The sequence below is a fragment of the Prevotella melaninogenica genome, assembly GCF_013267595.1.
Classification (GTDB): domain Bacteria; phylum Bacteroidota; class Bacteroidia; order Bacteroidales; family Bacteroidaceae; genus Prevotella; species Prevotella melaninogenica_D.
In genome coordinates, this window is record NZ_CP054011.1 from 1,910,984 (window position 1) to 1,926,065 (window position 15,082).

Below are 15,082 nucleotides of genomic sequence, written 5' to 3' on the forward strand. Positions count from 1 at the left end.
GCGCTAATGAATCACTAAAATAGAGCGTATTCATCGGTGTTTATTTACTTATATAGAAGAAAATGAATCTTTAAACGTATATGATTAGGATGAAGAAGTTTCTGTTTATATTCTTTTTAAGCTTGATGGCGGTAGGTAGTATTCATGCTACGAATAGTAGCCAGATGAAATTCCAACAGGAGAATATGTCTAATATGAAGGCTATTACCTTACCAGAAAATTCTAAAAAGGCTCGGCAAGACACCGTGTCTGTCCTAAAAGAATTCCCATTCTTTCCAGGAGATTTTAATGAGTTCATCTTTTCTAACTTTCATTATCCACCATCTTTACAGGAAAATTGTATACAAGGGAGGGAGGTTGTAAAGTTCTGTGTTAACCCCAAAGGAAAGTGTGATCACTTTTCTATTGTGCGTTCTGTAGACCCTTTGATTGAAAAGGAAGTTCTACGTGTTTTAAAGTTAATGCCAAGATGGATATGGAGAGATAGTTCGAAGAAATGTTTGTGGATGGTAAAGGCTGTAGAATTTCAGTTGAGATAAGAACTGATAATCGTTTAATCGGCTGTCTTGTTTTGAGATATAGATGTTTTTGTGAGGAGATAAAGCCATGTTGTAGGAGATAATACCGATGAAATCGTCATAATTTATAGTCTATTGTTAAACAAGACTATGTCTTAAAGTAATCCAGTGTTAGTTAGAACGAAACAATACTTAAGAATCTATAAGTTTCTACCTTAAAATTCCAATGGCTTTTTGCACCCATCTTATTCTTTTATCGTACCTTTGCAGTAACAAAAATAATAATAGGTAATAAACGAAGATAATAACAAAAATAAAGGAATAATTATGGCAAAGAAAGCTTTATTGATGATCCTTGATGGATGGGGTAACGGTAAGCATGGTAAGGGTGATGTAATCTATAACACACCAACTCCATACTTAGATTATTTGAATGCAGTTAGTGCACACTCTGAGTTGCAGGCATCAGGTGAAGATGTCGGACTGCCAGATGGTCAGATGGGTAACTCTGAGGTTGGTCACTTGAATATAGGTGCAGGTCGTATTGTTTATCAGGACCTCGTTAAGATTAACAAAGCTTGTCAGAGCGGTGACATCTTGAAGAACCAAGGTATTATTGATGCATATAGCTATGCACAGAAGAATGGTAAGAAACTTCACTTGATGGGTCTGACCTCTACGGGTGGTGTTCACTCATCACTTGATCACCTCTTCAAGTTTATTGAGATTGGTAAGGAGTATAACCTTAAGGACGTTTACGTTCATTGTTTTATGGACGGACGTGATACAGACCCAAAGAGTGGTGCTGGTTTCGTTGCTGAGATTCAGAAGGTTTGCGATGCGAATGATGCACATATCGCTTCAGTCGTTGGTCGTTTCTATGCAATGGACCGCGATAAGCGTTGGAATCGTGTGAAAGAAGCGTACGACTTGCTCGTTGAGGGTAAGGGCGTACAGGCTACTGACATGGTTAAAGCGATTGAGGCAAGCTATGCAGAAGGTGTGACAGACGAGTTTATCAAGCCTATCACAAACTCTTCTGTGAATGGTAAGATTGAGGAGGGTGACGTAGTTATCTTCATTAACTTCCGTAACGACCGTGCTAAGGAGTTGACATCTGTGCTCACACAGCAGGACCTCCCAGAGGAAGGTATGCACACAATTAAGGATCTGCAGTTCTACTGTATGACTCCATACGATGCAAACTTTAAGAACGTGAATATTCTCTTCTCTAAGGAGAACGTAATGGATACATTAGGTGAATACCTCAGCAAGCTCGGTAAGAAGCAGCTTCATACAGCCGAGACAGAGAAGTATGCACACGTAACCTTCTTCTTCAATGGTGGTCGTGAGCAGCCTTATGAGGGTGAAGATCGTATCTTGGTTCCTTCTCCAAAGGTTGCGACATATGACTTGCAGCCAGAGATGAGTGCCTTCGAGGTGAAAGATAAGCTTGTTGGTGCTATCAATACACAGGAGTATGACTTCATCGTTGTGAACTTCGCTAACGGTGATATGGTTGGTCATACAGGTGTTTATAATGCCATTGCAAAGGCTGTATGGGCTGTTGACCAGTGTGTTAAGGAGGTTGTTGAGGCTGCGAAGGCTAACGATTATGAGACAATCATCATCGCTGACCATGGTAATGCAGACAACGCAATCAATGAGGATGGAACTCCAAACACTGCTCACTCACTCAACCCAGTACCATTCATCTATGTTACAAACAACAATTCTGCAACAGTGAAGAATGGTCGTTTGGCTGACGTTGCACCTTCTATCCTTCATATTATGGGCTTAGAACAGCCTGCAGATATGACAGGTGAGAATCTTATTACAGATTAATCAAAGGTTAATTATATTAAATTAGGCAAATCCCAAAGGTCTTTTATGGCTTTTGGGATTTGTTTTTATTATCTTTGCTGCCGTGAGTCGTCTTTCGACTCTAATATTATATAGGTATTAGTATTTATTTTTAAGATTAAAGACAATGAAGAATCGTAAGTTAGTATTATCATTAGTAGCCCTTGCAGGACTCTCTTCTCTTAGCGCACAAGCACAGACCAACAATACAGAAAAGCCTCATGAGACTATCATGCAGCGTGTTGACACGTTGGCAAAAAAGGTAGGTGCTGATGTTAAACATGCAGAAGGTGTGGAGAAAGCTAAGTTAAACGCTGATGCACAGAAGGTAGGTGCTGCCGTTAAGAAGGCTGAAACTACTGAGAAAGCAAAGCTCAACGCAGACAAGCAGAGAGTTAAGGCAGACCTTGCTAAGGACAAGGAGAAAGTAAACAAGGTTTATCAGGATGATAAGGCAAAGTTCAATGCTGATGTAAAGAAGGCTGAGAACGGTCTTGCTAAAGATGAGCAGAAAGTAAAGAATACTTATCGTAAGGATGAGGCAAAGGTAAAGCAGGGTTTTGCTAAGGATAAGCAGAAAGTAAGAAACGCATATCGTAAGGACAAGGCAAAGGTTAAGGCTGGCGTAAAAAAGGTTAAGCAAGGTCTTGCTAAGGACGGACAGAAAATCAAGAACACTTATAACAAGGACAAGGCGAAGGTTAAAGCGTTCTTTAAGAAGGAGAAATAATTTGCTTAAATAGAAACAATTATTTAATTGTAGATAAAAGAGTCGTGTTCATTCACGGCCCTTTTTGTGTTCTTCCGTTAAAAGCGTAGATTGTTAATAGAATGAGATTAATCTACATATAGGGTATGATTTCCCCCAATAATATAGTTTTATAAAGGCTCAACACCCAACAACCATCACCCAACACCAGTATGATTACCCCCTATTGGATGGTTTAAGAACGGGAGATAAACTACATGATAAATATAATTAGGTGCGATGTCTATCTGCTTTCTACAAACAACTTACTCCCTCATTAGTTGAGTTTTGTAATTTATTTTCATGCAGTTCAAAACCAATACATGCTCTTTTGGCTTCTTAAAGACGCCCTTTTGGCTTGCAAAAGATGCCCTTTAGGACCCTTATTAACGCCCTTTTGAAGTCCAATTAAGTACCTTTTACTTTACTACTTTATAACTAATTGATTTCCTGTTAATTATAAACCTGCTTTTAGTATGTGATTTTGCCGTTATTTATGGATGTTTCGTTAGAAATTGTGTAATGATTTTTCAAACACTTGTCTGCAGAATTTTGAAGTCTTAAATTGAAATGGTTTTCAATGTTAGAGGATGATAATAGGATAGATACTTGACTGTCTTAGCTATGTTTTTGTTTAATGAGTAACTTCAGTTTTTCCTTTAAAGCAATACAAAAAGCGTCTACGCATTTAATGGAAGAACCTCTTTTTGTTTGTTGGTAAGGAAAAAGAACGATTAAGATTGTGGTTTACATAAATTCACTAAACAAATAATCAGATTTTAATAAATCTAAAATTTATAAACAGAATGAATCTTTTTTGCAGTTGAAACTTCTTTTTTCATTACCTTTGCGCCCATAAGGAATTATATCCTTTCCGAGTTTTAAAGATATTAATGTGTAATTTTTAAACAGTAAAAGATTATGGATTTTAAGAAAATAGCATTATCATTTGTAGTAGCATTTAGCGTATGTTCACTTAGTGCACAGGCACAGAGTCAGTGTTCAAAGAAGTGTGATAAGGCTCCAAATGAGCAGGTAGAGAAGGGCAAGCAGTGCGATAAGGCAGGTAAGGCTTGTGATGAGAAGGCTGAGAAGGCTTGTGATAAGCAGGCAGGTAGCTGCTGCAAGAAGCAGGAAAAGGCTTGCGATAAGTCTGCTAAGTCTTGCGACAAGGCAAGACAGGCTGGTAGCTGCTGCAAGAAGCAGGCTCAGCCAAAGAAGAAGTAATAGTTTAGCTTTAAAAATAAGAAAGTCGTGTCGAAAGGCACGACTTTTTTGTTGTTATCAGAACTTTATCGTACTTTTGTAGTAACAAAACTGCATGTTGTAAGATGTGATAAGTTATATCTTTGTTTTAATCTTATTACATTTGCAGATAACAATCATAGCTATGGGTGTAAAGATAGAACCATCGTGGGAACAACAACTGAGAGGAGAGTTTGAGAAGCCTTACTTCCTGCAGTTGGTTGAGCAGGTGAGACAAGAGTATGCACAGCAGCCTTGTTATCTTCCGGGGAAGTTGATATTCAATGCCTTTAATCTTTGTCCTTTCGATAAAGTAAGGGTTGTGATTATTGGGCAAGACCCTTATCATGAGCCTGGACAAGCGATGGGATTGAGTTTCTCCGTACCTGAGGGAGTACAGCTTCCTCCATCATTGCAGAATATCTATAAGGAGATTGCAGCTGACTTGGGTACACCGATTCATCAGTCTGGCGACTTAACACGATGGGCAGAGCAAGGAGTTCTCCTGCTGAATGCTACACTTACCGTTCGTGCACACGTCGCTAATAGTCACCAGCGATTAGGATGGGGAACCTTTACCGATGCAGCTATCAAGGCACTTAGTGATGGACGAGAGAACTTAGTCTTTATGCTTTGGGGCGTTTTTGCGTGTAGTAAGAAGGCACTGATCGACCAGCAGCGACATTGTGTTATAGAAAGTGTACACCCTTCGCAACGCTTTGCTAATCGTGGTGGATGGTTTGGGCAGCACCAGTTCTCACGTTGTAACGCCTACTTAACTGCTTGTGGCGCACAGCCTATAGAGTGGTAGTGATAATCAATAGCAATGGAATGGATTTTAGAAGAGTCGTGGCGTGAAAAGCTGAAAGACGAAATGGGTAAACCCTACTACAGGGAATTGGTTGATAAGGTGCAAGAGGAGTATGAGAATGAGACTTGCTATCCGCCAGAAGATAAGATTTTCAATGCCTTAAATCTTTGTCCTTTTGATAAGGTAAAGGTTGTCATTATGGGGCAGGACCCTTATTTCAATCCTGGTCAGGCTATGGGGCTGAGTTTTTCCGTGCCTGAAGGCACACAGCTTCCACCTTCATTGCAGACTCTATACAGGGCACTCAAGATTAGTCTTGATGCCTCTGATAAGCCTTCGGGGAATCTTACACGTTGGGTTGAGCAGGGAGTCTTGTTGTTGAATACGACATTGACTGTGCGTAAGGATAATCCTAACAGCCATCGGAAATACAAGTGGTGGCGTTTTACAGATGCTGTAATCAAGGCTTTGGATGCTGAGCGTGAGCATATTGTCTTTATGTTATGGGGACGTATAGCACAGCGTAAGGAACGATTGGTCCACGTAGATAATGACAGACACATGGTATTGAAGGCGATACATCCTTCACCTTTGGCTGTCCGCCGTAAAGGAGAATGGGATGGGAAAGAACATTTCATGTGCTGCAATAAGTATTTAAATGAGTATGGAATTGCACCTATTGAGTGGACGGTAGTGAGTGAATAAGTTGACGAATGAATATGTTTATGAGTTCTCGAGTTGCTTGCTTAAAAGACTTTAAGGTGTATCTACCATATAAGGCTTATAGGGCTAAGATAGTTTGATAACCTAATTAAAGTGTTAAAATCATGTCAGGAGGGAATTATTTATGTGAAAGGAAATATTTATTTTCATGAGAGAAAATGTTTCTTTTCATGATAATAAATATTTTTCTTCATGAAAATAAATTGAAAGGGAGTTCTGTTTTAGTGAGAAGATGCTGTTGAGCGAACGGCAAAACATAGTTGAAAATGAAATAATTTAGCGTTAAGAAAGATGGGTAATACGTATGATCATATATTCATGGTGGGAGATGTGCTTGTCTCACCAGATATAATCAATGTGAAGTTCTGTTGCGACCTTGATAAGTGTCATGGGCAGTGCTGCATTGAGGGAGATGCTGGCGCACCTGTAACATTGGACGAGACGATGGAGATAGAGAATGTCCTTGATACTGTTTGGGGTGATTTGTCAGCCTCTGGGCAGGCGGTCATAGATAAACAGGGTGTCGCTTACACCGATGAAGAAGGCGATTTGGTGACGAGTATCGTTGGTGGTAAGGACTGTGTCTTCACTTGTTATGAGAATGGTTGTTGTCTTTGTGCCTTGGAGCGTTCCTACCGTAATGGCAAAACAGGCTTCGTAAAACCTATTTCTTGTTCGTTGTATCCAGTTAGAGTGAAAGACTTTGGGAATGGTACCTGTGGTATTAATTACCATCACTGGCGCATCTGTGCTGATGCAAGAAAAAAAGGAGAAGAACTAAATCTTCCCCTTTATAAGTTTTTGAAGGAACCCCTTACGCGTAGATTTGGTAAGGAGTGGTATGATGAATTGTGTGAGGTAGCTGAGCAGTTGTTGGGGTGATTAGGCTATTAGGCCAATTAGCCTAATAAGGCTAATAAGCCTAATAGCTTGTCAACTCTTTCTAAACTTCGAAGGACTCATGCCCACATGTTCCTTGAAGTATTTACCCATAAAGCTCTGATTGGCGAAGTTTAGCTCGTCAGCAATCTGCTTAATACTCATCGTACTGTTTCTAAGCATCACACGCAGCTCACGTGTAACGTAGGAGTCAATCCAATCACTTGGTGTACGTCTGCTGACAGTACGCACGGTTTCAGAGAGATATTTAGATGTGATACACAGTTGTTGTGCGTACCAACTGACACGCCTTTCCGTACGATAGTTCTTCTCCACAGTCTGAATGAAGTCGCGGAAGATAGCTTCAGCACGTGTCTGTCCGGCTTCTCCAACTTGTTGGAAGCGATAGATGATATCACTCATATCGATGATAAGTGCCTTTAGCATTGTCATAACTAACTCACGACGGAAGCGATGACCAGTATCAATAATCTTCTCCTTGATATGCTGAATGTCGTTTTCTAATGCCTTTGCCTGATTGTTATCAAGGTGGAAAACAGGATGGGTACGGGCAAAGAGGAAGAGAGCAGACAGTTCGTGAACTCCGCTTACAATGTTCTGAAAGAAGTCATAAGATAGGATGAGGGCAATCCCCTTGCAATCACGTGAGAGCATATAGTCTGCAACTACCTGTTCTTCGCTGATGATAATGACGTCCCCAGCACCCACCTCGTGCATCTTTGTATCAACAGTATATTGTGCATGACCGCTGGTACAGAGGGCAAGAAAGAGAGACTTCATACGAGAAGGATTGGTAGGAAGTGGTACTTGCGTAATATCCTCGAAGAGAATAAGGTCGTTATCAATAAATTTACCTTCAGGATAGACAGCTCTTGCTTGTGCTACATTAACTTCGATAAGCCTTATCTTTTTGTTCATTTTCCTATTGTTTTGAAGTTGCAAATATACTCATTTATTTCTTCTTTCGAAAAGTTTATGTGGGAAAAAGAACAATATTCATAGTAATAAAAGCGATAATAAGCGATTATAGGTGATAATTAGGAGAAAATAAAAACTCCCTTTCTCGTTTTGTGAGAAAGGGAGTCTCTTTATGTTTTCAGCTTTAGAAGCTGTGTAGAATCTACTTAGAAAAGTTTATGCATCAATGTTAGCATAGGTCGCATTCTTCTCGATGAACTCACGACGAGGCTCAACATCATCACCCATCAGCATAGAGAAAATATCATCTACATCATTCTCGATAGTAACCTGCTTCAAGAGTCGTGTCTTTGGGTCCATAGTTGTCTCCCAGAGCTGTTCTGGGTTCATCTCACCAAGACCTTTGTATCGCTGTGTGTGGATAGCTTTATCTTCTTCATCACCATTAGCGTACTTATCGATGAAAGCCTGACGCTGTTGCTCGGTGTAGCAGTATTCACTTACCTTCTTATAAGTACACTTGTAGAGTGGAGGTGTAGCGATATACAGATGTCCCTGCTCGATAACCTTTGGCATATAACGATAGAAGAGTGTCATAATCAGTGTGTCGATATGAGAACCATCGACATCGGCATCGGTCATGATAATAATCTTGTCATAGCGAAGCTTATCAGTATTTGCCTCAAAGTCGCCTTCTCCCTCAACGCCAAAGCGTACACCGATAGACTGAATGATATTCATAACAGACTCAGCCTCGAATACACGATGACGCTGAACCTTCTCTACATTCAGAATCTTACCACGGAGAGGGAGGATAGCCTGTGTATAACGGTCACGTCCCTGCTTAGCTGAACCACCCGCAGAATCACCCTCGACAAGGAAGATTTCACAGTCTTTAGGGTCCTTGTTAGAACAGTCTGCCAACTTACCAGGCAAACCACCACCGCTCATCACGTTCTTACGCTGTACGCTTTCGCGTGCCTTACGGGCTGCAACACGAGCTGTAGCAGCAAGGATAACCTTATTACAGATCATCTTTGCCTCGTTAGGATGCTCCTCGAGATAATCGGTCAGTGCCTCACCAACAGCCTGCTGAACGGCACCAGAAACCTCACTGTTACCTAATTTTGTCTTTGTCTGACCCTCAAACTGTGGCTCTGCAACCTTGATAGAGATAACAGCTGTCAAACCTTCGCGGAAGTCTTCACCAGCAATCTCAATCTTAGCTTTCTCCAACTGCTTAGAAATCTGTGGGTCATTGTCAGCGTATGTCTTCAATGTACGAGTCAATGCAGCACGGAATCCCTGCAAGTGAGTACCACCCTCGATAGTGTTGATATTGTTAACGTATGAGTGGATATTCTCTGTATAATCAGTGTTGTACATCACAGCCACCTCGATAGGAATGTTTTGCTTCTCAGTCTTGAGATAGATAACATCATCGAAGAGGTGCTGACGATGGCGGTCCACGTAACGAACGAACTCCTTCAAACCATCCTTAGCATGGAAGACCTCAGTACGTGTCTTGCCTGTTTCAGGGTCTGGACGAAGGTCAGAAAGCGTAATCTTGATACCAGCATTCAGATAAGCCAACTCGCGCATACGACGTGCTACGATAGCCCATTGGTAAACTGTAGTGGTGAAAATCTCTGGGTCTGGCCAGAACTGTTGACGTGTACCAGTCTTATCAGTCTCACCAACAACCTTTACAGGATAGAGAGGCTTACCCTTCTCATACTCCTGCTGGTAGATTTTACCATCACGGAATACCTGTGACTTCATGTGTGTAGAGAGCGCATTTACACAACTAACACCCACACCATGCAAACCACCGCTGACTTTATACGAACCCTTGTCGAACTTACCACCTGCGTGGAGAACGGTCATAACAACCTCAAGGGCACTCTTGTGAAGTTTTTCGTGCATGTCAACAGGGATACCACGACCATCATCCTCAACGGTAATGGAGTTGTCCTCGTTGATTGTAACTTCAATGTTCTGACAGTAGCCAGCCATTGCTTCGTCAATAGAGTTATCAACGGTCTCGTTAATCAAGTGGTGGAGTCCCTTTTCACTGATGTCACCAATGTACATAGCTGGACGCTTGCGTACAGCCTCCAAGCCTTCTAATACCTGGATGTTACTGGCGGAGTAATTATTCTCGTTTTCTGGATTTTCTGCCATTTTCTTTCGATTGTTCTTATAGTATGCAAAGATACACTTTTTCCTTTATATTTGAAAATAAAAACCTGCAAAAAACACAAAAGAAAGCATATCAAATTGCTGTTTTGTGCTGATAATTAGCTTTTATTCTTTTTAGTGGTAATACTTAATTTCCTTATAAATGAGGATTGTTCGGAAAAGTCATTATCTGTACCTTTGCAACACAAAAACATTATCAAAAAGCCATCCTTATGTTAAATACCTTATTATTTGCATCCCTTGCTATCAGCGGGGTAGCTGGAGTGACTCCAGACTCAGTAGTGAACAAAGATGCATCACTTAATGAAGTAGTCGTTACTGACTTCAAGCAGAACAAAAGAAACCTAACTTCTATTGCAGTTTCAACCATTAACAGTCAGCAATTACTGAACCAACAAATTGTGAATTTGAAGGAGTTAACGGCAGTTATGCCTAACTTTTACATGCCCGACTATGGTTCATATGCTAACACACCTATCTTTATTCGTGGTATCGGAGCAAAGATGAAGGGTTCTGCCGTAGGTTTCTATGTAGATGGTGTGCCTCATTTTGAATCGTCAGCATTTAATATTGACCTTAGTGATATTGCTGCTGTAGATGTGTTTCGAGGTCCGCAAGGAACCTTATACGGCCGTAACACTATAGCAGGTGTTATCAATGTCTACACACATAACCCTCTTGATTATCAGAAGACGCGTATAAAAGTAGGCTATGGAAAGTATAACGATGTTGTAGCACAGGCTTCTAACTATTCTAAGCTGACTGATAAACTTGGTTTGTCGAGTGCTATTTCTTATCATCATAACGATGGTATGTTCACCAATCAGTTCCAGAATGATAAGGCAGATAAGGTGAATGAGGTTGAAGGACGACTCGGACTTTACTGGCGACCAACCATGAATTGGCTTATTCATCTCAATAGTACGCTTACTCATAGTAAGCAGAATGGTTATCCATATGCACCATATGACCTTACGAAAGATGTACTATCACCTATTAGTTATAACCGCAATAGCACTTACAAACGTCTGATTTCAACAACAGGTCTTAATGCTCGATATGAGAATAGTCGTATTAGTTTCAATAGTCAGACATCTTATCAATTCATCAAATCACATCAGGGGATAGACCAAGATTTCACACCAAAGGACCTCTTCTATGCTGATAATAGCTATCATCAGAATATGCTTTCACAAGAGTTAACCTTGAAATCGAATGATAAAGGTCGTTACCAGTGGATTATTGGTATGTTTGGTATGCTACTCCATTCTGCCCCCTTTATAGAAACAAGCTATTATACAAAGGATTTTTCGACTCCAACTTCCTATAAGAACCCTACAGCAGGCTATGCAATCTATCACCAGAGTTCTTATAATATATGGAGGGGTTTATCGGCAACTGTTGGTTTACGCTTCGATTATGAGCATGCGAAGATAGACTACAATCAAGATAAGGTAACGTTAACAACAGGTGCTAATGCACATGTAAAGGACTTTGTTAGTAGTGCAAACTTCCGTCAGTTCACTCCTAAGTTTACGCTTCAATATCTTACAAATAGGGACAATCTCTACTATGCGAGTGTCGCTCGTGGTTATAAGCCAGGTGGATTTAATACTATCTTTAAGACCGATGCAGAGCGTGCATACGACCCAGAATACAGCTGGAATTACGAGGTAGGGGCACGATTGAAGTTCTTGAATGGACGATTGACTGCTGAAGCAGATCTTTTCTACATTGATTGGCGACACATGCAGACTACCTATACTGTTCCTGCTGTGGGTAATCTAATTGCGAATGCAGGACATACGGATAGTAAAGGTTTCGAACTTTCATTTGCTTATCATCCAATAAAGAGCTTACAGTTTAGTATGAACTATGGTTACACCCACGCTCGTTACTTGGAATATAAGAAGAGTGCTACAGAAGATTTCTCGGGTAATAGACTTCCAATGGTACCTAACCATACGCTCTCAATAGATGGGACTTACACTGTTTTGCAGGCGGGTTGGTTTAATAAGATTGTCGTTAATGCAGGCTTTACAGGGCTCGGTCGTATCTATTGGGCTGATGACAATGTCGTTCGCCAGAACTTCTATGGGACGCTTAATGCAAAGGTTAGTCTCACAAAAGGTATATTCACATGGGATTTATGGGGTAAGAATCTGACAGGAACTGACTATATAGCGTACAGTTTCAAGATGTCAACTGGTAACTATGCACAGAAGGGTAAGCCTCTTACCTTTGGTACTTCCCTCAGCGTATCATTCTAAGGAGAGAATGAAGGATTGGAGAAAAAGAATGCTACAGCTAATTCTGCTCACTTCTCCTAAAGTCCTTTCTCATGATATGTAACACGCTGCTCTACTTATATAATTCACTACATGTTCAACAGCATTTCATCAAAGAAACTAAGTTTTGGTACGTTCTTCTGTCTATATATTGCACAGATGGTACCGTCATCCTTTCTTATGACAGCCTTACAGGTTATCATGAGGGAAGGACAATATAGTCTTGCAACCATTGGCTTGCTAAACCTTGTCCGAGTTCCATGGACGATAAAGTTCCTATGGTCGCCTTTTGTTGACCGTCACTGCGTAACAGTGCGTGACTATAAACGTACGATTATCGCTACAGAGTTGATATATGCCGTTGCACTCTTAGCCACAGGGCTGATTAATGTACGTTCAGAAATCATGCTTGTAGTCATTCTGGCGTTTATCTCTATGCTTGCTTCGGCAACGCAAGACATTGCTACAGACGCGCTTGCCATCCTTTCTTTTAAGAAGCACGACCATAGTATGCTTAATAGTATGCAGTCTATGGGAGCTTTCGGAGGTGCTGTTATTGGCGGAGGAGTCTTGCTTATCTTACTGAAAAGCTATGGCTGGAATGTTGTAGTACCCTGCTTAGCCTTGTTTGTTTGTATGATGATTATTCCTTTAATGTTTAATCCTCATATCAAGATAGAGAATGAGAAACCGAGAGAACGTGCCAAGTGGACTGATATCTTTAGCTTCTTTGGACGTAAGGAGATATGGCGGCAGATAGGTTTCTTGCTGCTGTATTACATGGGAATCATCGGTATTCTTTCCATGATGCGTCCTTACCTCGTTGATAAGGGGTACGATATGAAGGAGATAGGATTCCTTACAGGTATCGTCGGAACTGCTGCTTCCTTCGTTATGGCGTGGTTTTCTGGAGTGCTTATACGCCGAATCGGAATTTATAAGGCTCGTATTATCATTGCAGGACTTATTATTCTGGCACCTATCTACTTCCTTGCAATGACTTTTGCCGACTTTAACAAGACTGCATTTGTCATTGGAATCATTTATATCCAAGCTTGTTACGGATTGGCTACTGTGGTTCTTTACACTACAGCCATGCGATGCGTACGTCCTGGTAGAGAAGGGACTGACTTTACCATACAAATTGTTATTAGTCATGTAAGCGGTCTGCTTGTTGCGGTGTTGGCGGGAACGGTGGCGCATATCTTCGACTATCGTGGCCTTTATATAGCTGAAACAGTGGTGGCTATCTTCAGCCTTATTTATGTTCTCTCAGCCTTTAAAAAGGAGCAATAAACCATGTGTTCCTTTACAGAAGAACGTAGCTTTGCCCCAAACCGATCACGTATTATGGTCTAATGACCTATTCAGATTATATCATAGTAAAGTTAGGCTTGTAAGCCTATTGTGCTTTCCTTATAAATGAGGATTGTTTATGTTAGGAGGTATTCATACCTTTGTCATATAATTTATTTCGACGAATGAAGCAAGAACTGATTGATAAATACAATGTATCTGTACCTCGTTATACGAGTTATCCACCAGCTAACTTCTTCCGACTTTTTACTGGGGAAGAGTTTCTGAGGGAGGTTGATTATAGCAATGAGGTGCGTGAGAAGAATCTTTCCTTTTATTTTCATATGCCTTTTTGTCGGCGTCTGTGTCATTATTGTGGCTGCAACTCTTACCCTATGGCAAAGCAAGAGCATGTCGAAGCCTATGTACAAGCATTGCATAAGGAGATAGATCTTGTAGCAAAGCATCTGGATAATAGTAGACGTATATCGCAGATTCATTATGGTGGTGGTAGTCCAACGGCTATGCCTGTAAGCGTTCTTAAAGAACTGAATGAGCATCTGCTGTCACTCTTTTCTACGATAGAACAGCCTGAAATAGCCATAGAATGTCATCCTGGTTATCTAACAGCTGAGGACTGGCAAGGACTGTTGGATGCACGATTTAATCGTTTTAGTTTAGGTGTACAGGACTTCAATGAAGAGGTGTTGAGGCTTGTTAATCGTACGCCTTCTGAATTGCCAACAGAGGAAATAGTGGCAATTCTCCGTAACGCGGGTGTTAATATTAATATGGATTTCCTCTTTGGCTTACCGCTTCAGACATCGGATAGCTTTAAGAAGACGATAGAGCGTGCTGTAGCAATGCGCCCCGACCGTGTTACAACATTCAGTTATGGACACTGCCCATGGATATTTAAACGGCAGATGATACTTGAAAAGGCTGGTCTTCCTGATACGGAGGAGAAGGCTTTGATGTTCCAAAAGGCTAAAGATGTGCTGCATGAGGCGGGTTATCTTAGTGTTGGTTTGGATCATTTTGTACTTCCTAATGATGAACTATCTGAGGCTTTGCAATCTCATCGACTACATCGAAACTTCCAAGGTTATTGCACGCGTCGCACAACGGGGCAGGTGTATGCCTTCGGTGTGACGGGTATCAGTCAATTAGAAACTGCCTATGCACAGAATACAAAGTCGATAGACGAATATATAACAGAAGTCTCTGCGGGTACATTGCCTATTCGGAAAGGTTACCAATTAACGTCCAAAGAGCGTATAGTACGTGAAGTAATTGAGCGTTTGATGTGTAACTATCATCTTGATTGGACACACCTTGCGGAGGATCTTGTAGTGTCGGTAGCTGAGGTGAAGGAGGCTATCAATTATGATGTTGAACGCCTGCAAGAGATGGAAAGAGATGGTATTCTTTGTTTAACAGAGAATACTTTAGAGATGACAGGGGAAGGGAATCCCTTTGTTCGTACTGTGGCTGCTGCGCTTGATTCGATGATGGTGGCTACGGATAAGAAGTTTTCAAAGCCGATATAAAAGCTTTACTTTTCCTTATC

General features: G+C 41.0%; 12 protein-coding genes. 10 read left to right on the top strand and 2 right to left on the bottom strand.

Features of this window, described 5'->3' with window-relative positions:
• The first annotated feature begins 89 nt into the window (after positions 1 to 89).
• From FIU21_RS13020 to FIU21_RS13050, 7 genes are all read left to right on the top strand, one after another.
• A complete protein-coding gene (locus FIU21_RS13020; RefSeq protein ID WP_004358682.1) occupies positions 90 to 539 on the top strand; it encodes an energy transducer TonB in 450 nt (149 codons plus the stop codon).
• Between the two features lie 306 nt (positions 540 to 845).
• Complete coding sequence (gene gpmI, locus FIU21_RS13025; RefSeq protein WP_004358681.1) at positions 846 to 2,363, top strand: 2,3-bisphosphoglycerate-independent phosphoglycerate mutase; 1,518 nt, start codon at positions 846 to 848, stop codon at positions 2,361 to 2,363.
• Positions 2,364 to 2,508: 145 nt separating this feature from the next.
• Positions 2,509 to 3,111, top strand: a complete 603-nt coding sequence (locus tag FIU21_RS13030; protein WP_004358680.1) for a hypothetical protein — start codon at positions 2,509 to 2,511, stop codon at positions 3,109 to 3,111.
• Positions 3,112 to 4,050: 939 nt separating this feature from the next.
• Entirely contained in the window at positions 4,051 to 4,356 is a 306-nt protein-coding gene (locus FIU21_RS13035) for a hypothetical protein (protein ID WP_036885708.1), read from the top strand.
• A 163-nt stretch (positions 4,357 to 4,519) separates the two neighbouring features.
• Positions 4,520 to 5,185, top strand: a complete 666-nt coding sequence (gene ung, locus FIU21_RS13040) for a uracil-DNA glycosylase (RefSeq protein WP_004358679.1) — start codon at positions 4,520 to 4,522, stop codon at positions 5,183 to 5,185.
• Between the two features lie 15 nt (positions 5,186 to 5,200).
• Positions 5,201 to 5,890: a uracil-DNA glycosylase gene (ung, locus tag FIU21_RS13045; RefSeq protein WP_004358678.1), complete on the top strand. Its 690-nt coding sequence runs from the start codon at positions 5,201 to 5,203 to the stop codon at positions 5,888 to 5,890.
• Between the two features lie 309 nt (positions 5,891 to 6,199).
• Positions 6,200 to 6,790: a DUF3109 family protein gene (locus tag FIU21_RS13050; protein WP_004358677.1), complete on the top strand. Its 591-nt coding sequence runs from the start codon at positions 6,200 to 6,202 to the stop codon at positions 6,788 to 6,790.
• Between the two features lie 51 nt (positions 6,791 to 6,841).
• On the opposite strand, the gene FIU21_RS13055 is transcribed toward FIU21_RS13050, so the two are convergent.
• Both FIU21_RS13055 and gyrB read right to left on the bottom strand, forming a co-directional pair.
• Positions 6,842 to 7,726, bottom strand: coding sequence for an AraC family transcriptional regulator (locus FIU21_RS13055; RefSeq protein WP_004358676.1), 885 nt, complete (start codon positions 7,724 to 7,726; stop codon positions 6,842 to 6,844).
• A 216-nt stretch (positions 7,727 to 7,942) separates the two neighbouring features.
• On the bottom strand, positions 7,943 to 9,910 hold the full coding sequence (gyrB, locus tag FIU21_RS13060) for a DNA topoisomerase (ATP-hydrolyzing) subunit B (protein ID WP_004358675.1): 1,968 nt from the start codon (positions 9,908 to 9,910) through the stop codon (positions 7,943 to 7,945).
• 230 nt (positions 9,911 to 10,140) lie between these two features.
• Here gyrB and FIU21_RS13065 point away from each other — a divergent pair, with 230 nt between their 5' ends.
• The 3 genes from FIU21_RS13065 to hemN all read left to right on the top strand — a co-directional run bounded on the left by FIU21_RS13065 (position 10,141) and on the right by hemN (position 15,062).
• Positions 10,141 to 12,198, top strand: a complete 2,058-nt coding sequence (locus FIU21_RS13065) for a TonB-dependent receptor (RefSeq protein WP_004358674.1) — start codon at positions 10,141 to 10,143, stop codon at positions 12,196 to 12,198.
• Positions 12,199 to 12,309: 111 nt separating this feature from the next.
• Positions 12,310 to 13,512, top strand: coding sequence for an MFS transporter (locus FIU21_RS13070; RefSeq protein ID WP_036885707.1), 1,203 nt, complete (start codon positions 12,310 to 12,312; stop codon positions 13,510 to 13,512).
• 185 nt (positions 13,513 to 13,697) lie between these two features.
• On the top strand, positions 13,698 to 15,062 hold the full coding sequence (gene hemN / locus FIU21_RS13075; protein WP_004358672.1) for an oxygen-independent coproporphyrinogen III oxidase: 1,365 nt from the start codon (positions 13,698 to 13,700) through the stop codon (positions 15,060 to 15,062).
• Positions 15,063 to 15,082: the final 20 nt, after the last annotated feature.

What these genes read in the sequence shown, in the direction of transcription:
- FIU21_RS13035 (WP_036885708.1), top strand. Translation starts at nt 4,051, where the DNA reads ATGGATTTTAAGAAAATAGCATTATCATTTGTAGTAGCATTTAGCGTA.
- gyrB (WP_004358675.1), bottom strand. Translation starts at nt 9,910, where the DNA reads ATGGCAGAAAATCCAGAAAACGAGAATAATTACTCCGCCAGTAACATC.
- ung (WP_004358678.1), top strand. Translation starts at nt 5,201, where the DNA reads ATGGAATGGATTTTAGAAGAGTCGTGGCGTGAAAAGCTGAAAGACGAA.
- FIU21_RS13070 (WP_036885707.1), top strand. Translation starts at nt 12,310, where the DNA reads ATGTTCAACAGCATTTCATCAAAGAAACTAAGTTTTGGTACGTTCTTC.
- FIU21_RS13055 (WP_004358676.1), bottom strand. Translation starts at nt 7,726, where the DNA reads ATGAACAAAAAGATAAGGCTTATCGAAGTTAATGTAGCACAAGCAAGA.
- FIU21_RS13020 (WP_004358682.1), top strand. Translation starts at nt 90, where the DNA reads ATGAAGAAGTTTCTGTTTATATTCTTTTTAAGCTTGATGGCGGTAGGT.
- FIU21_RS13030 (WP_004358680.1), top strand. Translation starts at nt 2,509, where the DNA reads ATGAAGAATCGTAAGTTAGTATTATCATTAGTAGCCCTTGCAGGACTC.
- ung (WP_004358679.1), top strand. Translation starts at nt 4,520, where the DNA reads ATGGGTGTAAAGATAGAACCATCGTGGGAACAACAACTGAGAGGAGAG.
- FIU21_RS13065 (WP_004358674.1), top strand. Translation starts at nt 10,141, where the DNA reads ATGTTAAATACCTTATTATTTGCATCCCTTGCTATCAGCGGGGTAGCT.
- gpmI (WP_004358681.1), top strand. Translation starts at nt 846, where the DNA reads ATGGCAAAGAAAGCTTTATTGATGATCCTTGATGGATGGGGTAACGGT.
- FIU21_RS13050 (WP_004358677.1), top strand. Translation starts at nt 6,200, where the DNA reads ATGGGTAATACGTATGATCATATATTCATGGTGGGAGATGTGCTTGTC.
- hemN (WP_004358672.1), top strand. Translation starts at nt 13,698, where the DNA reads ATGAAGCAAGAACTGATTGATAAATACAATGTATCTGTACCTCGTTAT.